Source organism: Bacillus cereus group sp. RP43 (genome assembly GCF_040459645.1).
Taxonomy (GTDB): domain Bacteria; phylum Bacillota; class Bacilli; order Bacillales; family Bacillaceae_G; genus Bacillus_A; species Bacillus_A mycoides_C.
Window position 1 is genome coordinate 4077111 of sequence record NZ_JARVHQ010000001.1, and the last position, 24702, is coordinate 4101812.

Below are 24702 nucleotides of genomic sequence, written 5' to 3' on the forward strand. Positions count from 1 at the left end.
ATGGTTTGTGCAGAGTTTAAAAAACTATGGGAAAAATATGAAAACGGTACACTCACACATGACGAACAAGAAAAGTTAGAAAGTCATATAGAAACTTGTGCAGAATGTGAAGCTCATTTAGATGAATTGCTTGCGAAGAGTGAACCCGTAAAGAAAAAATTACCGCCAAAAGATCTTAAAGTTCCTTTTTGGAGAATTAAGTGGAAACATCGGTTACAAACGCTTGGCTTTATACTAGCAATTTGCCTCGTTATATATATGATTGGCGGAGTATTATCTGCCTTTTATTTTCAAGCTGATAATGATAAACGACTAAAAGAAATACGAGATGTTCCTTCTCTTGCACTTGAAGCAACTATCCCAAACAGCCGCGTTATGGGCGGCGGAACAAGTGTAGAAGCTTTCTTTCGAACAAACAGCCAATTTGATTTAGTAAAAACGATTGGTAAAAAAGAAATGCCACTCGGTACAATAGAAACGAGCAGCTTCTTATCTTCTTTAAATATCACAAATAAATCTTGGGTGAATATGCACTATCAGCCGAACATCCACTTTGTTCATCCAAAAATAAAACAAGGTGATTATTTGAAAGAAGCATCTAAAAAGGTTTGGGATACACTTGCAAAGGTACATGAGGGAACAGTTGCAGAAGTAGCAATTTCTTTTGACAAAGCTTACACTTTAAAAGAATTAGAACCACTTTTATATAGCGTATTTGAAGCACAAGAACTCCCTCCAACTCCTGTATGGTACGCTTTAGACACAGGACAAGAAAGAATAAATGAAGAAGATTTCATACTATCTGGAAGCGACTTTATAGGATTTCCAGAACATATAGGATTCCTTGATGATGAAACAGAAAAACAGAAAACGCAAGAAGACAAAGTAATTGAAATGATGCGTATTCTTTCTACACATAAAAAAACTGTAAGTACAGTTGCTATGCTTCCTGAAAGCGAACTAAACTTAGATAAACGTTATAAATATGTAAAAGATAACGGCGTAAAAGTATACGGCATTGTCATTACTGGACCGTCGAAAGAGTTATTAAAATTACAAAACTCCCCTCACATACGTTATGCTACTCTTGGAGATATTGAGGTTTGGAATTGGTTTGATCATTAATGAGAAAAAGGTAGAGCATCCCTATTGGATGCTCTACCTTTTTTACTCAGAAATCACTTTCACATACGTCCCTCTTACCGCTTTTTCATAAGCGATATCGCTCATCTGTCTTATTTTTTCTGATACGACAGACGACTGAACGATTTTCCCTTCACGAAGTAAGGGTGGGTCAATGAGACGCACTTTATTTTTCTGATGTAGATCATACTCATTTCTATCTTCTTTTACTTCTATACTTGGATGAACTTTTCTTAATAAAGCATCTACTTCTTGATCTTTACATAGCCGCAATTTCGTAATAAGCTCATGATCTTCAAGAAGAAAATCATCTGGATGGATTATCTTTTTATGAAGAGCTAATTTTAACGTTTTAGCTAACATATCGTTTCCATAAATATTCATTGGTTTCATAAAGAAATCAATTACTTCTTTGTAATACGTCTTCGTAAACCATTCTGCAATTTCAATATTTTGAAGAACCATTTTCCCATTAACTTCGATTAAATCATTTAAAAAGTCTTGAGCTTCTTCTAAAGAAATATATCCATATGTAAACATATCCCGTAATGTGTAATCCACTCGGTCTGCACATAATTCTGGCGCAGATCTTTCAAGTAATGTCCACTTCGAATCATCTAACAAAATATCTTCATAGTTATAACCATGTTTTGAAAGAATCGCCGGGATTTCCGAGTTTTTCACGACAGCACTAAATATTTCTTCATGATAACTTTCATTTTCGTTATCAAAAACGTAATCGATCACATGGGAAAAAGCAGTATGCGATACGTCATGCAGCAAACCAGCAATCTGTTCTTCTACTGAACCACCAAGTTTTTTAATTAACAACATAGCACCAACTGAATGATCAAAACGTGTTACATTCCATTTCTCATTCATTAAGTAACTTGCTCCGGCCTGATGAACCCCTTTCAGCCTTTGCACAGCTTTACTTAAAATTAATTCTTCTAACACTTTATCTACTTTAAACTCACCGTATATAACATCTGATATAACCACTCATAATCCCCCTTTTCAAGCAGAGTCTTCTTATAGTATCTCTTTTTTCAGAGAGTAAATAAAGAACTTCAATCGAATATTTTGTACCTTTAAATAAAAAATAGAGAGCACTCAGCTCTCTATTTCACATACCTATTCAAACGTAACTTCCACCTGCACAATCTCAGATCTACTTCCCAGTCTAAGCGGTGGTCCCCAGAACCCGAACCCAGAAGAAACAATCGCGTGGAATGCACCTTTTTGTACGTATCCCCAGTCTAATTCATACATTCTTCTCGTCACAATATGATTTGGCGCCATTTGTCCGCGATGCGTGTGACCGGATAATAATAAATCAACGCCGGCGTCCGCTGCTTGTTTTAATTCAAATGGTTGGTGATCCATTGCGATAACAGGAAGCGATTTATCTACCGTACTCATTAAATTTTCAAAACTTTGACGATCACGCTCTGTTTTATCTCTTCTTCCAACGAGATAAAAATCATCTTCAATTGTAATGACTTCATCTAAAAGAATACGAATATCAATCTTATCCATCTCTTGTAAAAACTCAGGAACAGCTCGGCCGTAATATTCATGGTTTCCTAACACACCATATACGCCTAATGGAGCTTTCATCTGTTTCATGATTGGTCCCATATTTTTTTGAATGAACACACCTGGATGATCGTCGATAATATCACCAGGCAGTAAAATAATATCGGGCTCCATTTCATTTACATGACGAACAAGTCTCTTTAAATGCGAAACACCAGACAGTTTACCGAAATGCATATCCGAAGCCATCGCAATGCGTAAACTTTTACGCCCTTCTACTTTTTTCGGTATGTGCACTTCGTATTTTCTTACTACTGGGCTATATGCGTTGAATACTCCATATGCGAAGATAAAGACGAATACGAGTAAAACGACCGTTCCTGTCCAAATAATTGCCGTCTCTTTCTCTAGAGAAAACTGTAAAAAGAAGACTGCAATATCGGCTAATGGCAATAACATGAGCGCATATTGTATAACCGCAAACCAAATTGAACCGACAGTTCGCAGGAAAGGAAGGAATTTAAACACTTGCACGAGAATATACGCATATGAAATAAATCCGACTATGAAAGCGTAATATCCCCAAGATTCCCAGCCAAATACCGTACTGAGCCAAACCCAGCCGTTCCAGCCAATGTAAAACATAAGTAGTGTGTATACAATTAAAATAGTGAATATATTGAGATAACGAAAATTTTTCACTGCTAGCCTCCTTAGTGATTTCTTCTATTATATCTTGTTATGCACGTTTAACGTAAATATTAAGCACATCAATCTTCACAGTAAAAAACATTGATAAACATATCATTTTAAAATTTTTAGGAACGGCTGTAATGGGCATTTTAGAGTCTTACGTATTAGACGAAATTGATAATGATATTGAATATGTTGCGACGCAGGTTGGGGAATTGATGAGGCGGAATATATAAAAATCAGACATTCACGCAAACAAAGAAAAGCCCCACCTACAAATACTCATATAGGTGCGGCTTTTCACTATTAAATCACAAAATCCTCCGGAATAAACACTTTCACTTCTCTCGGATGTACATATACAAACTCACCCGTTTGAATGTTGAGCTTTCTGAACTGCTCTTTACTAATTTCTGCTTCTAAATATTCCTCTGTTCCGTCGCGCTTCAATTCTACATATACGACAGGGCCAACTGCGTGAGAGTATGATACTTTCGCTGGAATTGCATCTACACTTTGTTTCGTACGAGAGATTGATAGATGATGTGGCCTTACATATCCCACTCCGTCTACATTTGAAACGTGCTTATGCTCTGGTGCTTCTAGTGCCACCGATCCTACATTTAGCTTACCTTTATGAACGCGGCCGTGAAATAAATTCACGTTTCCTAAAAAGTCATATACGAACGGGCTTGCTGGATTTTCATACACTTCTTCCGGTGTTCCCATTTGTTCAATGCGCCCTTCATTCATTACAACAATGCGGTCCGCAACGTCTAATGCTTCTTCTTGGTCATGCGTTACGAATACGCTCGTAATTTGAAATTCGTCATGTAGTTTCCGGAGCCATCTTCGCAATTCTTTCCGTACTTTTGCATCAAGTGCACCAAACGGTTCATCTAGCAATAAAATTTTCGGTTCGACTGCAAGTGCCCGGGCTAGTGCGATACGCTGTCGTTGTCCGCCAGATAATTGCGCTGGATAACGTTTTGCAAAACCATCCATTTTTACTAGTTTCAATAGTTCTGTTACTTTTTCTTCTATTACTTCAGCTGATGGTCTTAAGTTTTTCTTTCTTACTTTTAAACCGAAAGCGACATTTTCAAATACATTCATATGTTTAAAAAGTGCATAATGCTGGAAGACGAAACCGACTTGCCGGTTTTTCACATGAATATTTGTTAAATCTTCCCCATCAAATGAAATGGAACCTTGATCCGCTTCTTCTAGCCCTGCAATAATTCGTAATAACGTCGTTTTCCCAGAACCTGATGGACCTAATAAAGCGACCAGTTCACCTTTTGGAATATCCAAATGAATGTCTGTCAGCGCTTGAAATGTACCATATTGTTTTGATAAATTTTGAATTTGAATACTCACCGCATTCACCCCTTATTGTCGTTTTTCTATTCTCCATTCAATCCAGTTTTTTATAACGAGCGTAAGAACTGCGATGAGTGACATTAAAGTCGCCACAGCAAACGCTGCTGAAAATTGATATTCATTGTACAAAATTTCAATATGAAGCGGCATCGTATTTGTAACACCGCGCACGTGACCAGACACAACGGAAACGGCTCCGAACTCACCAATGGCGCGGGCATTGCATAAAATCATGCCGTATAATAGGCCCCATTTTATATTCGGTAATGTGACGCGCCAAAACATTTTCCAGCCGCTTGCGCCAAGTGATAGCGCCGCTTCTTCTTCACTCTTCCCTTGCGCCTGCATAACCGGGATTAATTCACGCGCAACGAACGGAAACGTAACAAAAATCGTCGCAATGATAATACCAGGGACAGAGAAGATGAGCTTTATCCCGTGTTCCAATAACCATCCGCCAAGAGCCGCACGAGGTGTGAAAAGTAAAACGAATACTAATCCTGCGATAACTGGTGATACAGCAAACGGCAGTTCAATAAGAGATAATAATAATTGCTTTCCTTTAAACTGAAACTTCGTAATAAGCCAAGCCGCTGCTATTCCGAATATCGTATTAAGCGGTACAACAATTAATGCAACGAGAAGTGTTAACCTAATTGCCAAAAATGCTTCTTGATCTGTTACAGCGGCAATATATACATCAACTCCTCGTTCAAATGCTTTCATAAAAATTGTCACGAGCGGCAGTAATAGAAAGAGAGATAAAAATAAAATTGTTATCGTAATAAATAGAATGGGTACAAACTTAGATTCTTTTTTAGCTGATACGCTTTTTACTATTTTCTTTTCTAATAATGTTGGTTCCATTTTCTCCCCTCCTATTCGCTTTTCATTTCATGCCTTCTGCTCCAAGTTTGAATCATATTAATAAGTAGTAGGAAAAGGAGAGAAATAATAAGCATCACAGCCGCTACAGCTGTTGCTCCTGCATAATCATATTGTTCTAGTTTCGTCATAATCATAAGCGGTGCAATTTCTGTTTTCATCGGCATATTACCTGCAATGAACACGACAGATCCATATTCCCCTAACGCCCGCGCAAAGGCGAGTGAAAAACCAGCAAGTAGAGCCGGAAATATTTCTGGCAAAACGATTTTCACAAATATTTGGAAGCGCGACGCCCCTAAACTAGAAGCTGCTTCTTCTACTTCTTTATCAATACTTTGTAGTACTGGTTGCACCATTCGGACGACAAATGGTAAGCCAATAAACGTAAGTGCAACAATAATTCCTAGCTGGGTAAAAGCTACTTTTATATGAAACACACTAAATATTTTTCCAACCCAGCCATTTTCCGCATAAAGCGTCGTAAGTGTAATACCTGCTACAGCAGTCGGAAGAGCGAATGGTAAATCGATTAGTCCGTCTAATAACCGTTTCCCTGGAAATGTGTAGCGAACGAGTACCCAGGCAATTAATAAACCGAAAATGGCATTTACGATTGCCGCTGCAAGTGAAGTTGTGAAACTTACTTGATAGGAATGTAAAACGCGCTCACTCGTTATAACCCCAGCAAACTTCTTCCAGCCTAGCTGCGAAGTTTGAATAAATACGATAGAAAGTGGTATAAGTACGAATAAACTCATATACAGCATTGTAAATCCAAGAGATAATCCAAACCCCGGTAAAACACGCTTCTTCTTCCTCACAATCTTTCACCTCATCCCCCCTTATTTTTGATAAATTTTATCGAATACGCCTCCATCGTTAAAATGTTTTTCTTGCGCTTTTTTCCATCCGCCAAATAGTTCATCAACTGTAAATAATTGAACTTTCGGAAATTGTGATGCGTACTTTTCTGCTACTTTTTCATTACGAGGGCGATAAAAGTTTTTCGCCGCAATTTCTTGCCCTTTTTCTGAATACAAATAGTCAAGATATCCTTCTGCTACTTTTTTCGTTCCTTTTTTATCAACGACTTTATCTACAACAGCTACTGGCGGTTCTGCAAGTATACTAATCGAAGGTGTTACAATTTCGAATTTATCTTTTCCAAGCTCTTTTTGTGATAATAATGCTTCATTTTCCCAAGCGATTAACACATCACCAATTCCTTTTTCAACGAAAGTAGTCGTTGCCCCTCGTGCTCCTGAATCTAGTACTTCTACGTTTTTATAAATTTGACCGACAAACTCTTTCGCTTTCTCTTCACTATTGTTATATTTCTTCAGCGCATATCCCCACGCACCTAAATAGTTCCAACGTGCTCCTCCAGATGTTTTTGGATTCGGTGTAATGACAGACACACCTTTTTTCGTTAAATCATCCCAATCTTTAATTCCTTTCGGGTTTCCTTTCCTCACAAGAAATACAATTGTTGATGTGTACGGAGTAGAATTATCCGCAAGTCGCTTCTGCCAATCTTCTGCTAGTTGTTTCTTCTTACTAATTGCATCAATATCATAAGCGAGCGCTAGCGTTACAACATCTGCTTCTAAACCGTCAATAACGGAGCGTGCCTGACTTCCTGATCCCCCGTGTGATTGCTTTACATTTACTGTCTGACCATGTTTCTCTTTCCAGTACTTCGCAAAGTCTTTATTGAAATCTTGATACAACTCACGCGTCGGGTCATATGAAACATTTAAAAGTTCGACTGTCTTCTTATCTGCACTTCCTTCAGAATTGTTAGTGGATGTTGCCGAACCACACCCTGACAAAAGGACAAATGCTGATAATAAAACACCTGTACTTTTCATTAATGCTGTCTTACTCCACTGTTTCATATATAAAGCCCCCTTAGTTTGTACAATAGAAAAAGGCACACAATCTATTCACAAAAGTGAACGTTGTGCGCCTTCAGTTTCTCTGATGAGCTTCTATTGTATTCTGTTTGATTTCTTTCCATTTTAATTCCGTAATTCATATGTGTCAACTTGGAATTTATTTCTTCAACTTATCTGTCTTCGCAATAAATTGAGCTGCTTCTGCGCGGCTTACCGCTTTATCGGGAGCCCATCCATTATCTGTTCCAGCTGAAATGCTTTCTTGAATTAAAATGTTCGCATACTTCGCGCCCCAATGATCTTTTAGGTCAGCAAACTCTTTAGGTAGTTTAATATTTTCATTTCTTTCTAATTTATATGCATTCACTAGCATAGAAGCCATCGATGCACGGTTAATTAACCCGCTCGGATTGAAGTTACCCTTCTCATCACCTTTTACAATACCAGCTTTTTCAACTGCTGCGATGTACGGTGTAGCCCAATGATTTTGCGCATCATGGAATGATGGCTTCGCATCTTTATTAATTTCTAATCCTAAAACAGTAGCTAATATTTTTGCTGCTGAACCACGATCGATATTTTCAGCCGGTGCAAATGTACCATCTGGCTTACCATGTACTGCCTCTTTGTCTACTAAATATTGAACTGAATCTTGTGCCCAAGTCGGTACATCTGAGAACTTAGATTTCTTTTCAATTGCACTCGCATCAATTTCAAACTGCACTTGATATTTATGATCATATTTAATTGCTGGAATTAATATATGCATTTGCATATTATATTTTTTCGAGAACTCATCGATTTCAAATTGAACAACCTTCGTACCATTATTTGTTTTATCTTCAGAGATCACTTTCACATCATGGAATGTCCCTACTTTATTAGTATCTTCTACTCTAAGATACTGGAAATAGCTACTATCTTGAACTGTTAACGTAACGATTTTTTTGTCACCTTGAATTGTTACTTTTGCATTTTTTAAATATGTAGAAGCAACAGATGTTTCATTCGTTTGATCTTTATAAGTTTTTAAAATAACGTCATATGTACCATCTGCAAGTTTGCTATTTGCTTTCATTTCAACCGCTGCATCTGCTTTCGCAATAGGTGCCATGATACCGCTAAATGGAACTGCTAAAGTTGCTGCTATAACGAATGCATTAATATATTTTTTCTTAATCATTATCAATATGACATCTCCCTTTATATGAATATACCCAACATAACTATCATATTGATAATGATTATCAATGTCAAATAAAAAAATTAAACAAATACTACCTATTTATTACACAAATATGCTTTCCGATCATTTTTAAACAATAAATAATGAGCCGTATGCACTTTTCTCTCTAAATAGTCTAATGAATACGTACCCGATGGATCCACTAAATCCCCAATCGCCCCTGAAAGGTGATCAATTACTTTTTGCAATGTTTCTAAGTTCTTCTTTTCATTCTCCATATTCATTTCATCCATAATGTCACAAATAAGATATTGTACTTTCCGTAATCGTAATTCCTTCTGCTCCACGTATATCTCCTCCTTATTAGTCATATTACGTTTTAAATATATGGGCTTATAGCTTAACCAATTCTAAAAAATAACGTGAAACTTTAATCAGTAGGGATTTTGTCCATCCACACTAATCGAGCTTTTGCAGGACAAAAAGATATCCATCTCTAAACATGTAGCCATAGAGGTGGATATCTTTATTTTTATACTTGTAATGCCTTCTCTCTCAAAGCTCTTCTTAACAACTTACCAGTTGTATTCTTCGGCAATTCTGTTAAAAATTCAATGCTCTTTGGCACTTTATATTTCGCTAAATGTAACGTGCAGTAATGCATCAGTTCTTCTTCTGTTACGTTCGTTTGTTTCAGAACGACGTAAGCTCGTACTGCTTCTCCTAAGTTTTCATCAGGAACGCCTATTACAACAACTTCAGCTACCGAATCGTGAGTATATAATACTTCCTCTACTTCACGAGGATATACGTTATAACCGCCAACTAAAACAATATCTTTTTTGCGATCGACGATATAGAAGTAACCTTCTTCATCCATTTTCGCTAAGTCACCTGTATATAGCCATCCGTCTTTAAGTGTCGCTGCTGTATCTTCTGGCGCATTATAGTAACCCTTCATAACGTTAGGTCCGCGAACAATTAACTCCCCAACTGCACCGACAGGTACTTCTTCCCCAAGTTCATTCACAATTTTATTTTCTACGTGCCAAATATTTGTACCAATCGAACCTGGTTTACGAGGACGATCTAACGGATTAAAACAAGTAACTGGTGATGCTTCTGATAAACCGTATCCTTCTGAGACAATCACATCAAAACGTTTTTCAAAGTTTTGCAGAAGGGCAACAGGCATTGACGCACCACCTGAAATACAGAGACGAAGCGTCTTTACATCTTCTGCGCTTGCTTCTTCAAATAAATATAAGTAATTGTACATCGTCGGCACACCAGCAAAAATCGTTGGTTCATACGTACGACAAATACGGAATACTTCTTTCGGACTAAACCTCGGTATCATTAAAATCGTTGCCCCGTTCACAATCGGCGCATTTACTGCAACTGTTAAACAGAATACATGGAACATCGGCAGTGCCGCAACGACGCGATCATCAGCAGTATATTGTAAATATGACGCAACATCGCTTGCGTTACTATATAAATTTTTATGCGTTAACATAGCGCCTTTTGGCTTTCCAGTTGTACCTGAAGTGTATAAAATAACAGCTACATCTTCTTCATCTAGTTCAGGACCTTCGTAAGTTATATCTCCAGTTCCTATAAAACTAGTAAACGTTTTCATTTTTTCAGTTTCTGTATGAGTAAAATCTGATGAGGTTTCGCATATGATGATATTTTCAAGTGAAGGAAGTCTTGTTGTAAGAGATTGTATAACAGGTAGAAGGACGTCGAGTACGATGATTGTTTTTACATCTCCATTTTGTAATATGTAATGTATTTCGTCTGCTGTATAAATTGGATTAATTGGAATGACAGTTGCCCCTGCTTTCATTGTTCCGTATAAACCTACTAAAAAATGTGGTGAATTGCCTACAGCTAATGCGACATTGTCCCCTTTTCCAACGCCCATTTTTGCTAAATTACTAGAAAACCTAGTGACCACTTTGTTTAATTGGTCATACGAGACCGACTGATCCATAAATATGTACGCCGGTTTATCCCCCTTCTTTTTTGCCGTTTCAGCCAAAGATTGAACGAGATTCACACAAACCCCACCTTTATAAAATTTAGAATATTTAAAAATTCTAAATTAATTATATTAAAAGAAAATTAAAGTAGCAAGTAATATTCCATTAACTGCATATACACGGCGTACTTTCTATTGAATAACTTTGGAAAGATAAGGTGATTCTACTTGCCAACAAAGTATTAAACGAGGACAGAAATCATTTTAGGATAATATGCGCTCATCTTGTCTCTAAGCTTATCAAGTTCCTCTTTATTTAAACTCGTATACTCTCCATACAAGTTAATCGCGTCCGCTCCATCTTCATGAAAGTACACTGTAACATATAGTGTCGGTAACCCTTTATCGTCTTCATCTATAGACAAGACAACATCTGGCGTTTTATTAACAGCGCTAAACGTTTCATTTCTTTTCCATTTCTTATTTTGAAACATAGCCTGTATATCATGTATCTTTCTTTCGTTATCTGTATGCGTATAATATATGACATTATCCCCCGCTGGCTTTCCAATAGACAAAGTCGTACAGTTTGAAGAAGTTTCATCGTTACAAGCTGTCATCCCTATAACGAAGCTGATCAATAATATAAAGTGTATTATCCTTTTCATTTCGATCACCCTCCTTTTAGTATATATATTCCTTTATAAGGAGCAGATGTCCTGGAAGTGGATGTTTTAATGACGATATTCGTGATAAATGAAATTATATTAGCGATTTTTAAAATATATCGATTTCCCGACAAAACCTGACAAGTTATACAAAAAGAGGCTGTCTTTTATGACAGCCTCTTCTGTTTAGAAGAATAAATGTAAGAAATCTTCTGTTGTAATATTACCGAAGTAACGCGCGATATCTACGCCTTCTAAAGCTACAGTGAATGCATCTTTATCAAATTGTACGCCAGTTAAACGTTCTTCAATGTCATGAACATCTAGTGAGCCGAAGAAATCACCGTAAATTTTACATTCTGTTACTGTTCCTTTTTTCACTTCAAGACGAACGTCAACTTGTCCAACTGGGAAGCGGTGTGAATGTTGTAAGTTGAACTTCGGAGATTTTCCGTAGTTCCAGTCCCAATTGCGGTAGCGCTCTTCAGAAAGTTTATGGATTTCTTTCCAATCATCTTCTGTTAATTCGTACGTTGGAATTTCTGTTTCTCCTTCGAAAATTGTTTCTAGAAGAAGTTGTCTAAACTCTTCTGTCGTCATTTTTTCGTTTAGGAACTCTGTAATGTTCGCAACGCGGCTACGGATTGATTTAATTCCTTTTGATTGAATCTTATCCATCTTTACTTTTAACGCTGATACGACATGATCGATTTCAGAATCAAATAGTAACGTGCCGTGACTAAACATACGACCTTTCGTTGAGAACTGCGCGTTACCTGAAATTTTTCTACCTTCAGCTAAAATGTCGTTACGACCACTTAGCTCTGCATTTACGCCTAGTTTACCAAGCGCTTTCGTTACAGGCTCTGTGAATTTTTTGAAGTTGCTGAAACTATCTCCATCATCTTTCGTAATAAAGCTGAAGTTTAAGTTTCCTAAATCATGATATACTGCGCCCCCGCCTGATAGACGACGAACGACATGAATACCTTGTTCTTTTACGTAATCTGCATTAATTTCTTCTACTGTGTTTTGGTTTTTACCAATGATAATCGAAGGCTCATTAATGTAGAACAGTAAATACGTTTCGTTAATATCTAAGTTTTTCACACAGTATTCTTCAATTGCTAAGTTTATTCTAGGATCTGTAATCCCTTTATTATCAATAAATAACATCGTATCACCTCATGAGTTCCATACGTAGCCACTATGCGCTAGCGTAATATGACCACTGAAAATTTGTTTTGCTTCTGTTACTAAATCAGATGGGTTGCCTGTATGCGGCAAGTGCGTTAATAAAAGTTCTTTTACATTCGCAGTTTTCGCAATACTTGCTACTTCTGTACTATTCATATGCCCTGCTTTTGCAGCTTCTTGATGTGCATACATGTTACACTCACAAATGAAAAGATCAGCATCCTTCGTGAATGGGATAAATTCAGGAATATAACTTGAATCAGCGCTGTATACTACGGCATCATCGCCAGCTGTAATACGCATCGCAAAGCATGTAACAGGATGAACAGTTTTTAAGAATGAAATGGAGAACGGCCCAATTTGAAGTGTTTCTTCTGGATTGTACGCGATCCCTTTCGTATGCGGTGCATGCGTTAAAGAATTAAATCCATTCTCATCAAACGAATGACCGTATATTGGTAACTCCGGTAGTTGTCCTTTTATCGCACTCGTAATTAATCTCGCATATTGCAATACCCCAATGTCTGCAACATGATCGTGATGATAGTGCGACAATACAACTGCATCTATATCAGACGGTGTTATATATTTTTGAATCTGTGCTAGTACACCACTACCACAGTCTACAAGTAAACGAAAACCATCGTGTTCAAACAAATACCCCGACGTTGCTTCTCCCGCTTCTGGAAAGCCGCCCCAAAAGCCGACAACAGTCATTTTCATATGTATCCATCCTTTCTAAAACCGAGTAGGAATGCAGTTTTTCTCCGTACTTGAGAAAGTTTTTTACTTACATCCTACATTGTTAACTATAATCCATTTCCTAAACTTTTTCATTAATTTTCAACTTTGTTATAAAACAGTTGTTGACTTTTGTTTTTTGTACTAATACAATGATAGTAAGAAATGGAAATGGAGGGATTGACATGATTGATCAACCAATGGAGTTTTTCCGAAATTTACCGACGAAAACTTGTGCACACTGCGGGAAGGAAATTGATGAGCAGCACGAAGCATACCATAACAAATGTGACGATTGCGTTCACGAAGATTAGTAGTTTGTGAACATAAAAAAACCTAGCAGACATAGTCTACTAGGCTAATAACATCGTATCCTTCATCGTTGAACCTTTCACCAAGAGCTCCAGTTCAAACTCATACAATTCTTTTTGTCGATAATTTTTCGTATGGATTTTATCCATCATTAAGTCAACAACTTTTCGGGCCATCTCGTCGATTGGCTGTTCAATTGTCGTAATACCTGGCTCTGTAATCTGCGCTAAAATTTGATTATCAAAACCGATCACAGCGAGATCTTCTGGAATACTCCAACCATGGCGTTTCGCCTCTGAGATAATTCCAGCTGCAACCTCGTCGCCTCCTGCCAAAATCGCGGTAGGATTTTTTTTGTCCTTTAATACTTCATTGAATATTCGTTTTCCATCATCCCAAGAGAAAGCGTTTTCAAGAAAATCGATCGCTTCCACTTCTCTACTCTTTTCAGTAATAGCGCGTAAAAAGCCCATTTTTCGCTGTTGGCTCACTACTTTCGTTTCGTTACCACGGCAAAAAATCAGATTACGATATCCTTGTTCTAATACATGATTGGCAGCTATGTATGCTCCCTGTGCATGATCAAACTTCACTGTTGGAACATTTGCTTCCTCAATATATTCATTACATAACACGATTGGACCGTGTTGCAAGTATGGCTCTACATCTTCCCACGGATTTTCTAGTGAACATAGAATAATCCCATCTACTTGTTTCGTAGATAATAATTGTAAATACTCCATCTCTTTTTCCGGTAAATATCTTGTTTGACAAATAATCAGTTTATATTTATGTTCAGAAGCAGCAATCTCGATTGCTTCAATAAATCTACTAAAAAAAGGATTTGTAATCCTTGGAACAAGCACCGCAATTGTTTCTGTTTTTTGTTTACGAAGCCTTCTCGCCGCAGAATTAGGAACGAAGCCTAAATGCTTCATTGCTAATTGAACCCTTTTCTTCTTCTCATCTGAAACATATGGATGATTATTAATCACCCTAGAAACCGTTGTCCTTGATAACCCCGCTAATTTCGCCACGTCCTCGATAGTCGACACGAAATTTTCCCCCTTTGCATGAAAACGTTTTCTTATCCTGATTATATAGTATATTATTGGAAACTGCAATATAGGTTCTTATGATTTTACTATATTAATATTATACATAGGGAAAAGTCTGTTAACTGCAGGGAATTACACACTACTTTTAGAATTTCACAATAAGAATATTTATAAAATAAAGGATGATATTTCATGAATCGGACGGATCGTTTATTAGCCATATTAATTGAATTACAAAGAAAACAAACCGTTACAGCACAAAGCTTAGCTGAAAAATTCGAGACAAGTATACGCACTATTTATAGAGATATGGATGCACTTAGTGAAGCTGGCGTCCCGCTTTTCGCAATGCCTGGCCACGGTTATTCATTAATGGATGGTTATTTCTTACCACCCATTCAACTTACGCCTGAAGAGGCTGTTACTCTTTTATTAGGGGGTGATTATATTGAGAAAACTTTCAATTCTTCTTTTTCTGTACATGCGCGGTCAGCAACAGAGAAACTGGAGGTTATTCTCCCTACTGATCAACAAAAGAAAGTTGAGGGATTACGAGGAGCTTTCCGTTTCCTTTCTCCTATATGTTCAAACCAGCAAGCCGAGCAAGAAAAACTAGAGAGCCAACTTTTCTTGTTACAAGAAGCTATTCAAAGAGAGCAATCTATCTCCTTTCACTATCGTAAACCAAGAGATATTACAAAAATAAAGCGGACCGTTCACCCTTACGGTTTAGTTAATATTTCAGGAATTTGGTACATCGTTGCTCATTGTCTACTTCGAAAACAAATACGTAATTTTCGCTTAGACCGTATGGATACATTACAGCAAGAACAAGAATTTTTCACAAAACCGAAAGACTTTTCTTTACAAGACTATCAACCTAAAAGCAATCGCACTGTTACAATTCATTTATTGTTCTCATCTCATATTGCACATAAAGTTATTGAATCACGATACTTTTTTATAGATTCATACGAGTATAAAGATAATGGGTTTCATGTATTTTTGAAATCAAGAAACATAGACGAAGTATTTCAATGGGTATTAAGCTTTGGGAGCCAAGTACAAGTACTAGAGCCAACAATTCTTTCTGAGAAAATACGTGATGAAGCAAAAGAAATGTTAAAACTTTAATTTTTTTATTTTACTACTGACATAATGTTGTCAGTAACCTTCCTTTATAGTAAGTATCAACAAATATATTTTCATAAAAAGGAGCTAACAATATGAACAGTACTACCACTTTAGAGAAATTTGAAAGTTTAGCAACGTATTACATAGAGGAATTAGAACAGTACTCTCTCCAACAATTTATAATGAAACCTTCTACAGAAGAATGGTCTCTTGGTCAAATGTATAATCATTTACTTTCGGCTACATATATGCAGTTAGATGCAATCGCGAAATGTAAAACTGAAACACCATCTGTAGCTAACAAAAAAACGGATATAGGTGAAAAAGTATATGAAATGGGCGCTTTCCCTCCTATACAAATAAAAATACCTAATCACTCTGGATACACACCTGAAAATCCATCATGCAAAGAAGAGATACAGGAGCGTTTTCTAAAATTAATTACAGCTGTAAAAAACATAGAACCAATGCTTGCTTCTATTCCAAATGATTGTAAAGTGGAGCATCCTGGACTTGGGTACTTAAATGCTGCAGAGTGGTTCCAGCTCATTTCTATGCATTTTTCACATCATCTTCGTCAGAAAGAAAGATTAGAACTTAAGGTTTGCTCAGTGTAAACATTTCCACTAAAGAGAGACTGCCAATATTGGCAGTCTCTTCACTGACTATACGATTACTCATAAAATCCTGTCTCCACGCATGTTGCTTACTACTAACAGAACATCCCTCTTTTTATTCAATATAAAAACCCATCAACACGTCGTCTCCATATGATCCATCTTCATATTTAATTTGCTTTCTTTGTCTTCCTTCTTCTACAAATCCCATACGTTTATACACCTTAATCGCCCGATTATTAATAGAAACTACGCCTAAGCAAATTTTCTCTAAACCTTTCTGCTCTTTAGCCCAACTAATAAGAAATTCAATTAGTTTCGTACCAATGCCTTGATTACAATACGCCTCCCTAATCCCCATTCCCATTGTGCCTGCATGTCGTAACCGTTCTAGTTCATATCGATTGAAAAGTAAAAAACCAACTACCTTACTATCTACTTCATAAACTATATAAAGATTACCTTTTTCATTGCTTTTCCGTATCTTTTCTCTTTCTAAATCAATATCATTTGGTAATTTATTTGGAGATACTATGAAAAACTTTGTAGTACTTCCCGATAATATAATTTCCTTTCTAATATTCATAATTGATTCCGCATCAACCTCTTTTGCTAATCGTATCACCGAATCACCTCTTACCTTTTTCTTAAAAGACTAATACTGAATCTATCAAACTAAGAACCTCTAAAACTCTCAATATGCAACATTACATATTGAGAATCTTTTCACTTTTGATACAATATTCTTACATCTATATAAAAGGAATGCATAAAATGAATCCAATTTTAACAGCTGCAAAACAACTACTATATAAAGGTGAAGTTATTGTCTCTATTTTAAAATGTTCACTTACTGACTATATGAATACGCATAAAGTCCCGTATCCAGGTATGTTATTTGCTACTAACAGAAGACTTCTCTTTTTGGGCCAACATAAAAATACATTAATTGCCGAATTTGAGTATGAAAAAATTGTATCTATAGAAACGAAGAGAAAAATCTTTGACAAAAAAATAATATTTTATTATGAAGATGAATATATAACGGTGGGATACATTACAAGTTCAAATATTGCAGAGTTCATAGACTTACTACAAAGAAAAATGCAAGACTAGCGCGGGCTACTAATCGGGCATTTACGGGCAATTGATCTCCCACCTAATTTCTTTGCTCCAGCCAAATTTTGAGGTGGGAGTCTTACTGCCCGGCAAATAGCGGGATAAAGGGTGGTTTGTCCATATCCAGACCACCTTTTTCATACAAGCTTATAATTATACTTCCCACCTATCCTTACGGTTTAGATATTTCCTGCATAAATCCAGCCATGCTCGCTAATAAACTAGTGAAAACGAAAAGTACAATAATAAGAGGAATAAGCTTATCTTTATTTAAATTCGTAATCGTTTTTAAACCTATTCCTAATAAAACGTAATACCACATGTTAAATATATCTATTCTTTGAGCGATTGTATGCAAGATCATATTATCTGTCGCTATTGCACCTAAACCTGTATAAGATATCTCATATCCACTTAGAGAAAATGCAATTAATCCGTTTAAAATCATCCCTATCCTTAATACAAACGAAGCATAAATAATTACCGGGAATGTTTCTTTATAGTTAATATCAACTCCAAAGAAAATCATAATATTCTTATAGAATATAGGTGCAAAAAGTATAGCTACGATTCCGCCGACTGCTGAAATTCCAAATGTGGTAAAGAAAGTTATGTATTTTGGAACAGTAAATCCCGTTTTATCATGAAACATACTGAGTGCAGGATTATTTAAAGAATTCCAAGACATTAAGGCACTTGAAATTATAATAAGCACAATTAAAAGAGCTAGTGGGAATAATATATTTCTTTGATTCTTCATCCTTTTGAATTGTAGTGTTGGCGAAGTAAATATCCCCAAAATCGATGGTTTTTCCGAAAGTTCTTCATGCATAAGACTACTAGCTTGCAAAAAAATTCCCCTTTCTCATTACATTTATAACTCTTCCCATTTCCTCCATACTTCTCTCTCATTTACACGATACACATTATCCTCTCGATCCATAAACCCATGCACGATAAATTCTCGTCTAATCGTACAAAAATCATCATGATATTGTTTTATGAACGTATTAATTTCTTTTTCCGTATACTGATTTTCAGCGTTTAATTTGCTAATCAAATGTTCTAATAACACTAACTTTTTCTTCTTTTGACCTGGAATCGATTTTAAACGATTCTCTTTATCAAAAAAGTTACGAATGGTTGTATCACGAAATTTCATTTCACTTTCGGTCATTTTGTTGTCCTCCATCAGTCTTTATGTAATAAAACTTTATCCCGCATTAATGGGCAGTAAGACCCTCACCTCAAAATTCAACGGAAGCAAAGAAGTTAGGTGCGGGATCAACTGCCCATAAAAGCCCGATTGGTTCAACTAATAATCAGTGGGGGATGAACAAAACCCCCACTGATTAAAGTTTCACTTTATTGTTTGTCCTGATCATTTTTCTTCATTCTTTCACTTACAACATCCATAAAGTAATACCCACTAATTAGCACATAGTAGACTAAAAGTATTCCCAGTGTATCTTTCATACTTGTATATTCTTCTTTATGAAACAAGATAGGTGAAAGGGTGAAAACAAGAAAGAAGATTAACGGATATAAGATAAAATAATAGGTTAGATTTCCTTTCATCATATCAACTCCCCTATTCTAGTTTTCTCTGTAAATTGTTGTTATTCCTTTTCTTTCGTTTAGACTACACATACGATATGGTAAAGTTAAGGAGAAGGAGGGCTACAAATGACATTCCACTCTAAAATTGATAAATTTTTCTTATTTATTATCTTTTTTGCTATTTTCACCATAGGTGCTTCAACACTGCTTCCTCTCTTCTTTGATGATGAAGCTACTACTACAGACTTATACATTCTACTATCTATTTTCTTTGTATCTTCTGGCTTCCTATTATGGAGTTCTTTTTCTATTACATATACATTCTATGAAAACCACTTATTTGTTAAAGGTGGTCCATTTCGAAGTAAGATTCCGTACGTTCATATAACGAAAATCTCAAAAACAGATAACATTTTAATCGGATATCGTATTCTCTCTTCGAAAGATTGCTATGAAATCTTTTATACATCAGGAGCTTGGGGAAGTGTAAAAATCTCACCAAAAGATCCTGAAAAATTCATATCCGAACTACAAAAAAAATGCCCTGCACTAAAATAAAAAAAGCACCAAAAAGGTGCTTTTCTCTACGCTTCAACCGATTGATTTTCAACAACATTTCTAAATTGTCGTTTATGCATCCAAGTTAATGAAGCGATTGTTCCAAGTGATAATACGACGATAAAGATCATGAGTATTCCTATGTTTTGCCACATGAAGTTAAAGTCTCCGCTTGATACGACTGCTTTCAATCCTGATACAGAGTATGTCATCGGTAGCCAAGCATGAAATGGTTGTAAAAACTTCGGAATCAATTCTAGCGGGAATGTTCCAGCACTTGTTGTAAGCTGAATAATTAATGTGATGATGGCAATGAAACGCCCTGCATCACCGAATGCTGTTACTAAGCATTGAATTAATGAAATAAACGCTAAACTCGTAACAATGCTAAAGAGTATGAAGTATGGAATACTTTGTACTTCTACACCTAATCCGAATAGTAATATGACATCTGCTACTATTGCTTGAATGATACCGACTGATAATAAAACGCCAAACTTACTAATAAACCAGCTGAATCCTGATTTCGGAACGCCGACTGTATCGCGTAATGGGTATACGATAGATAATAGTAATGCCCCAACGAATAAACCGAGTGATAAGAAATACGGTGTGAATCCTGTTCCGTAGTTTGGAACTTCCGCTAGTTTCTCTGTCTTCACTTTTACAGGGCTTGCAAACATATCATACGTTTTATCTGTTCCTTTTACTTCACCTGTTTTTTCTGCACCTTCACCAAGTTTCTCAGCCAGTGTACCTGAACCATCGTTTACTTTCACGAGTCCATCTGTCACTTTTCCTGATCCATCTGCTAGTTTATTTACTCCGTCGATTAGCTGGGTTGAGCCAGTTGACATTTTATTTAGACCACCATTTAAAGTGCCTATGCCTGTTGTTACTTGGCTTGAACCGTCTGCTAATTGTGTTATTCCGCCTGTCATTTGGCTTGCTCCTACAGATAATGTACCTAAACCGCCTGTTACTTGGCTTGAGCCATCTGCTAATTGGGTTACTCCATCAATTAATTGACCTGATCCGTTATTTAATTTATCTACACCTACTTTAGCATTACTTAATCCTTCACCAAATCCATGAAATTTACTTACAAATTCGTTTTGCGCATTCATTAATTTCTCAATACCATCCGTTAAAGTTTTGACCCCTTCTGAATTCGGTAGTTTGTTTTGCATTTCACTTGTCGTTTGATTTATTTCACCTTTTAATTGTTTTACTTCTTCATTTAATTTATTTGTTCCACCTGCTACTCCAATGGCTTTCTGCTGAACTGTCGCTGTACTTTTTGCCGCATTTGTTATATATGGTTGTAACTGCTCTTGATATTCTTTCGGTAAACTTTCAATTTGCTTTTGCAAATTCGCTACATCTTGTGCTGCCGTTTTTGCATCCCCTGCTGTTGATTGAGTAAATTCATTTAACTGATTTACATTTTCCCCAGCTCCATCTATTTTCTGATTTACCGTATTTAATATAGAAGGAACTTTCGACTGCATTCCCTCTAAACCTGCAACAGAATTTTTCACTGTACTATTTAACTCTTGCAAACCCTTTTCAATTTTTTGAGAACCTTCTTCTAATTGACTTTGTCCTCCAACAAGTTTTTCCATACCAGTTGATAATTCACTCGTTCCTGCTTTTAATTCACCTGTTTTACTTACTAATGTATTTAAACCTGCTGTTACTTTCTGAGATCCATCTTGTAATTTTCCTATACCAGTCTGTATTTCACCTGTTTTGCTATTTAATGTATTTAAACCTGCTGTTACTTTTCCGGACCCATCTTGTAATTTATTAGATCCATCTGCTAATTTCTGAACTCCATCTTTCATCTCTCCAGACTTCCCTTGAAGTGTATGAAGACCATCCGTCACTTTACTTGAACCATCATGCAGCTCACTTGATCCGTCATGTAGTTTATTTGCCCCTTCCGCCCCATCTGCTAATCCTTTTGAGACGTCTTTAATGGAATCAAACATTTTCTCTGCATATGTTTTCGTTAACGTGCTTGATACTTCACTTTTAATTTTTTCAATTGCTGTTCCGCCAATTTGTGAAGATAAGAAGTTTAAACTTTCATTTGGAATATATTCTAAGTTTAATGGTTTCGGATCGTCTTGTAATAACGTTGTAGCGTTACTGGAGAAGTCATCTGGAATACGTACTAACATGTAATACTTTCTGCCTTCCATTCCCTCTTTCGCTTCTTTTTCACTTACAAATTCCCATTTAAAACTTTTATTATCTTTTAAGTTATCAACGAGCCCTTTCCCGACCTCAATTGGTTTCCCATCAAGTTCTGCACCTTTATCTAAATTAACTACCGCAACTGGCAAGTCATCTAGCTGTTCATACGGATCCCAAAAGGCCCATAAAAACATACCCGCATATAAAATCGGTACAAATAAAACCGCAATGATTGGGATTAATATTTTTTTACTTTTTATAATCTCTGCAAATTCTTTACTAAGCAACTTATGCCATTTCATAATTTATCCCCCTTTTTAAAAATGACCAAAATGTCTATTTAGTCATTTTTACCCAAATAAAAAGGCTATATCTGTTCATACATATGCCTTATCCCCAAATTTATACTATGCACATTTTCATCTACTTGATTATACTATTTAACCACCCCTCTCATACATTTGACCATTTTGTTCAATTAGTCATTTTTTATAATAATAAAAGGATTATCTTAATTTGACAATCCTTTTAGTAAATAAAGTTCGAATAATTCCGATATTTTCTCTTTTTCTAACGGTTCATGATTTTTTTCCCAATCAAAAATAAGCGATACGTATAGGCGAAGCATAATAAACGCTGTAATTTCTGGATCACATTTGCTAATTTCACCTTTTTCAATTGCAATCTCTAAATAAGATTGAATGACAGAAACGATTTCCACATCTACTTGTTGCATCACTTCTTGTACTTCTTTCGTTCCCATATCGCGCTCTTCTTGAATTAATTTAATCATGAGCTGATGTTCTTTTCTAAATTCTAAGATGCTATATAATGCTCTATGTACATTTTCAAAAAATGAAATATCTGAACGAATTGCGTCTTTTGCGACTTGCTTCATTTCTGTAATTAAATTAGAAATAATTTCGCCAAATAGTTCTTCTTTATTTTTGAAAAAAGTATAAATTGTTCCTTTTCCTACATTCGCTAACTTCGCAACTTGATCCATCGTCGTCGCCTTATAACCGAACGCTGAAAAAGACTTTGTTGCAGCTTCAATAATAGAACGTTTTCGATCTATTGCCACATCGTCACCTCCAAAAATGACCAATTGGATAATATAGTCAATCGGTACATATTTGATATTACCACACGCTTACATTCTATACAAGTTCTCTTTTTTAGTTATTCCCAGTTTAAAAAAATTCCAGTCAATCTATATAATACTGTCATAGTGTATCAGAAAAAAAGGGGAAAGGAAAAGATGTTCTTCACATATAATTTTTATGAACACCTTTTTCTTATTTCAGCGTAGAAAGCGTAATTTTGTCTAAACTTGAATTCCATATGTCCTCTCTTTTCCTTTCACTCTGAAAATCTTCTTCCACAGTTAAACCTTACCTAACAACAACGAAATCCCTCTTTTTCTAATAAACAAATAAAAAAACAAGAAAATCCTTACATTTAATAGTAATATAGAAAGTAGACAGATTTATAAAAATAGTGGAGGCTTTTTCAGTCATGATGCGTGCGCTTCGTTTAAATATAAGGCAAGCTTTTGGTAATCGTGTTTCTTTAATTATTATGTTTAGTGGATTAGCTCTTATTTCTATTTATCATTATTATTATGTAATTCGTTATTTAGGAGACGCAACGAATGGAGCTATAGCAACTGCTTTTAAATGGATCGGGTTTCGTGATAATGAAATGGATGTTTATTTATTATTAATGCCTGTTATTGCAAGTTTACCATTTAGTACAAGTTATAATTCCGATAAATCCGATGGTTTCAAAGCTTTTATAAGTAAGGAAATTTCCCTATTCTCGTATTCCTTTACAAAATATATCGTTACATTTTTCTGCGGTGGATTTCTTTATACTTTACCGTTCATTCTTTCTTTATTACTTTGCAAATTAACAATTCCAAATGGAGATCCAACCGTCAGTACGAGTATGATAAACGGCAACGGAATGTTCGCAGAATTATATTTCTCTTCTCCCATCACTTATATTTATCTATATATTGGGATTAATTTTTTATTCGCTGGTTTAATGGCCCTCTTAGGTTTAGCAGCGTCCACATGGTCACAAAAGGAGTACATGGCACTTCTATTTCCATTTGCAGTTACTTCCATTCCTTTCGTCCTAATAAATACAGTATTGCCTACAATAGGCGGAGCACCTATTCACTTATATGATCCGAAACAACCATTACACGGGATGTCACCGTACATTTTACAATGTACATTTTTCTTCCTTGTCAGCTTATTCATGTACATAAAAGGAGTACAACGGGACAAAAAAAGATATATGAGAAGACTTCAAAAACGAGATCGATGTAGAAAGGCTTTTCAGCCATTATAAAAACCTAATTTCCTCACGTTATCTTGGAAATTAGGTTTTTTATATTCATTTACGGCGTACCAGCCAATCCCCACAAAATAACAACAGCCGCAAAGTAAATTGCTTTAATAGCTACCACTAAACATAATGAAATAATTGCATATTTACTTAATTCTCTTCTTGCACCGATCAAAGTAAAAATAACCGCCAAACTAAACGTTATATAGGAAGTTGCTGTATTCATTAAGTAATACATACTATCTAGATTCTGTGTAAGCCCTGTTATATCAGCTACAAACTGAAGCATGACGATCGTACTAAAAAAAATTGCAAGCTGATTCATTAATTTTCCATTTATTCGGGCTACCATATGTCTACACCTCCTCCGCATTAAAGAGTGAATGTTCAATCTATTTTACCATAAAAATCCCTAATAATGTAAAAGAACGCTTAGTATATTTCTAAGCGTTCTTTCTCGA

The 24702-nt window shown here is 35.9% G+C and carries 27 protein-coding genes and 1 pseudogene; 8 read left to right on the plus strand and 20 right to left on the minus strand.

From position 1 onward, the window contains the following. Entirely contained in the window at positions 1-1125 is a 1125-nt protein-coding gene (locus tag QCI75_RS21290; protein ID WP_113709049.1) for an anti-sigma factor, read from the plus strand. Positions 1126-1167: 42 nt separating this feature from the next. Here the strand turns inward: QCI75_RS21290 and QCI75_RS21295 are convergent, their stop codons facing one another. Both QCI75_RS21295 and QCI75_RS21300 read right to left on the minus strand, forming a co-directional pair. Then, positions 1168-2145 carry an HD domain-containing protein gene (locus tag QCI75_RS21295; RefSeq protein WP_144508828.1) on the minus strand — a complete coding sequence of 326 codons (978 nt, stop codon included), beginning with the start codon at positions 2143-2145 and terminating at the stop codon, positions 1168-1170. A gap of 132 nt (positions 2146-2277) precedes the next feature. Further along, positions 2278-3384, minus strand: a complete 1107-nt coding sequence (locus QCI75_RS21300) for a metallophosphoesterase (RefSeq protein WP_353761120.1) — start codon at positions 3382-3384, stop codon at positions 2278-2280. An 80-nt stretch (positions 3385-3464) separates the two neighbouring features. Here QCI75_RS21300 and QCI75_RS21305 point away from each other — a divergent pair. Next, positions 3465-3611 (plus strand): annotated as a pseudogene (locus tag QCI75_RS21305) (TetR/AcrR family transcriptional regulator); the annotation flags it as partial. Positions 3612-3681: 70 nt separating this feature from the next. On the opposite strand, the gene QCI75_RS21310 reads toward QCI75_RS21305, so the two are convergent. The 10 genes from QCI75_RS21310 to QCI75_RS21355 form a co-directional block, all read right to left on the minus strand. Further along, complete coding sequence (locus QCI75_RS21310; RefSeq protein ID WP_144508374.1) at positions 3682-4755, minus strand: sulfate/molybdate ABC transporter ATP-binding protein; 1074 nt, start codon at positions 4753-4755, stop codon at positions 3682-3684. A gap of 12 nt (positions 4756-4767) precedes the next feature. Further along, positions 4768-5625, minus strand: coding sequence for a sulfate ABC transporter permease subunit CysW (cysW, locus tag QCI75_RS21315; RefSeq protein WP_144508373.1), 858 nt, complete (start codon positions 5623-5625; stop codon positions 4768-4770). Between the two features lie 11 nt (positions 5626-5636). Continuing rightward, positions 5637-6467, minus strand: a complete 831-nt coding sequence (cysT, locus tag QCI75_RS21320; RefSeq protein ID WP_144508372.1) for a sulfate ABC transporter permease subunit CysT — start codon at positions 6465-6467, stop codon at positions 5637-5639. 21 nt (positions 6468-6488) lie between these two features. Continuing rightward, positions 6489-7544 carry a sulfate ABC transporter substrate-binding protein gene (locus QCI75_RS21325; RefSeq protein ID WP_144508371.1) on the minus strand — a complete coding sequence of 352 codons (1056 nt, stop codon included), beginning with the start codon at positions 7542-7544 and terminating at the stop codon, positions 6489-6491. A gap of 157 nt (positions 7545-7701) precedes the next feature. After that, positions 7702-8727: an S-layer homology domain-containing protein gene (locus tag QCI75_RS21330; protein ID WP_144508370.1), complete on the minus strand. Its 1026-nt coding sequence runs from the start codon at positions 8725-8727 to the stop codon at positions 7702-7704. 98 nt (positions 8728-8825) lie between these two features. Then, positions 8826-9077 (minus strand): hypothetical protein, encoded by a 252-nt coding sequence (locus QCI75_RS21335; RefSeq protein ID WP_002064161.1) that lies wholly within the window; start codon positions 9075-9077, stop codon positions 8826-8828. A gap of 185 nt (positions 9078-9262) precedes the next feature. Beyond that, on the minus strand, positions 9263-10795 hold the full coding sequence (locus QCI75_RS21340) for a fatty acid--CoA ligase family protein (RefSeq protein ID WP_144508369.1): 1533 nt from the start codon (positions 10793-10795) through the stop codon (positions 9263-9265). A 164-nt stretch (positions 10796-10959) separates the two neighbouring features. Beyond that, positions 10960-11385, minus strand: a complete 426-nt coding sequence (locus QCI75_RS21345) for a hypothetical protein (RefSeq protein WP_144508368.1) — start codon at positions 11383-11385, stop codon at positions 10960-10962. 186 nt (positions 11386-11571) lie between these two features. Then, entirely contained in the window at positions 11572-12561 is a 990-nt protein-coding gene (gene lplA / locus QCI75_RS21350; RefSeq protein ID WP_002116865.1) for a lipoate--protein ligase, read from the minus strand. A 9-nt stretch (positions 12562-12570) separates the two neighbouring features. After that, the gene (locus QCI75_RS21355; protein WP_144508367.1) at positions 12571-13305 is read right to left on the minus strand and encodes an MBL fold metallo-hydrolase; all 735 of its coding nucleotides are present in this window, start codon (positions 13303-13305) and stop codon (positions 12571-12573) included. Between the two features lie 203 nt (positions 13306-13508). Between QCI75_RS21355 and yhfH the strand changes: the two genes are divergently transcribed. Beyond that, the gene (gene yhfH, locus QCI75_RS21360) at positions 13509-13637 is read left to right on the plus strand and encodes a protein YhfH (protein WP_016119782.1); all 129 of its coding nucleotides are present in this window, start codon (positions 13509-13511) and stop codon (positions 13635-13637) included. 39 nt (positions 13638-13676) lie between these two features. Here yhfH and QCI75_RS21365 read toward each other — a convergent pair whose 3' ends face one another. Beyond that, positions 13677-14690 (minus strand): LacI family DNA-binding transcriptional regulator, encoded by a 1014-nt coding sequence (locus QCI75_RS21365; protein WP_002116861.1) that lies wholly within the window; start codon positions 14688-14690, stop codon positions 13677-13679. Between the two features lie 195 nt (positions 14691-14885). Between QCI75_RS21365 and QCI75_RS21370 the strand changes: the two genes are divergently transcribed. Both QCI75_RS21370 and QCI75_RS21375 read left to right on the plus strand, forming a co-directional pair. Continuing rightward, a complete protein-coding gene (locus QCI75_RS21370) occupies positions 14886-15827 on the plus strand; it encodes a helix-turn-helix transcriptional regulator (protein ID WP_353761121.1) in 942 nt (313 codons plus the stop codon). Positions 15828-15919: 92 nt separating this feature from the next. Then, positions 15920-16444 carry a DinB family protein gene (locus QCI75_RS21375; RefSeq protein ID WP_353761122.1) on the plus strand — a complete coding sequence of 175 codons (525 nt, stop codon included), beginning with the start codon at positions 15920-15922 and terminating at the stop codon, positions 16442-16444. A gap of 115 nt (positions 16445-16559) precedes the next feature. Here QCI75_RS21375 and QCI75_RS21380 read toward each other — a convergent pair whose 3' ends face one another. Continuing rightward, complete coding sequence (locus tag QCI75_RS21380) at positions 16560-17069, minus strand: GNAT family N-acetyltransferase (RefSeq protein WP_113709065.1); 510 nt, start codon at positions 17067-17069, stop codon at positions 16560-16562. A 149-nt stretch (positions 17070-17218) separates the two neighbouring features. Here QCI75_RS21380 and QCI75_RS21385 point away from each other — a divergent pair, with 149 nt between their 5' ends. Next, positions 17219-17560 carry a PH domain-containing protein gene (locus QCI75_RS21385; protein ID WP_353761123.1) on the plus strand — a complete coding sequence of 114 codons (342 nt, stop codon included), beginning with the start codon at positions 17219-17221 and terminating at the stop codon, positions 17558-17560. A gap of 175 nt (positions 17561-17735) precedes the next feature. Here the strand turns inward: QCI75_RS21385 and yknW are convergent, their stop codons facing one another. The 3 genes from yknW to QCI75_RS21400 all read right to left on the minus strand — a co-directional run bounded on the left by yknW (position 17736) and on the right by QCI75_RS21400 (position 19144). Then, positions 17736-18413, minus strand: a complete 678-nt coding sequence (gene yknW, locus QCI75_RS21390) for a YknW family membrane protein (protein ID WP_353761124.1) — start codon at positions 18411-18413, stop codon at positions 17736-17738. A 24-nt stretch (positions 18414-18437) separates the two neighbouring features. After that, positions 18438-18740 (minus strand): DUF2087 domain-containing protein, encoded by a 303-nt coding sequence (locus QCI75_RS21395; protein ID WP_353761125.1) that lies wholly within the window; start codon positions 18738-18740, stop codon positions 18438-18440. A 188-nt stretch (positions 18741-18928) separates the two neighbouring features. After that, positions 18929-19144: a hypothetical protein gene (locus QCI75_RS21400; RefSeq protein WP_144506589.1), complete on the minus strand. Its 216-nt coding sequence runs from the start codon at positions 19142-19144 to the stop codon at positions 18929-18931. A gap of 105 nt (positions 19145-19249) precedes the next feature. Between QCI75_RS21400 and QCI75_RS21405 the strand changes: the two genes are divergently transcribed. After that, entirely contained in the window at positions 19250-19681 is a 432-nt protein-coding gene (locus QCI75_RS21405) for a PH domain-containing protein (protein ID WP_000142744.1), read from the plus strand. Positions 19682-19707: 26 nt separating this feature from the next. On the opposite strand, the gene QCI75_RS21410 is transcribed toward QCI75_RS21405, so the two are convergent. Together QCI75_RS21410 and QCI75_RS21415 are read right to left on the minus strand one after the other, a co-directional pair. Continuing rightward, the gene (locus QCI75_RS21410; protein WP_353761126.1) at positions 19708-22185 is read right to left on the minus strand and encodes a YhgE/Pip family protein; all 2478 of its coding nucleotides are present in this window, start codon (positions 22183-22185) and stop codon (positions 19708-19710) included. Between the two features lie 209 nt (positions 22186-22394). Next, positions 22395-22967, minus strand: a complete 573-nt coding sequence (locus QCI75_RS21415) for a TetR/AcrR family transcriptional regulator (RefSeq protein WP_002168940.1) — start codon at positions 22965-22967, stop codon at positions 22395-22397. Between the two features lie 434 nt (positions 22968-23401). Here QCI75_RS21415 and QCI75_RS21420 point away from each other — a divergent pair, with 434 nt between their 5' ends. Beyond that, positions 23402-24244, plus strand: coding sequence for a hypothetical protein (locus QCI75_RS21420; RefSeq protein WP_353761127.1), 843 nt, complete (start codon positions 23402-23404; stop codon positions 24242-24244). A gap of 49 nt (positions 24245-24293) precedes the next feature. Here QCI75_RS21420 and QCI75_RS21425 read toward each other — a convergent pair whose 3' ends face one another. Beyond that, a complete protein-coding gene (locus QCI75_RS21425; protein WP_144506591.1) occupies positions 24294-24593 on the minus strand; it encodes a hypothetical protein in 300 nt (99 codons plus the stop codon). Positions 24594-24702: the final 109 nt, after the last annotated feature.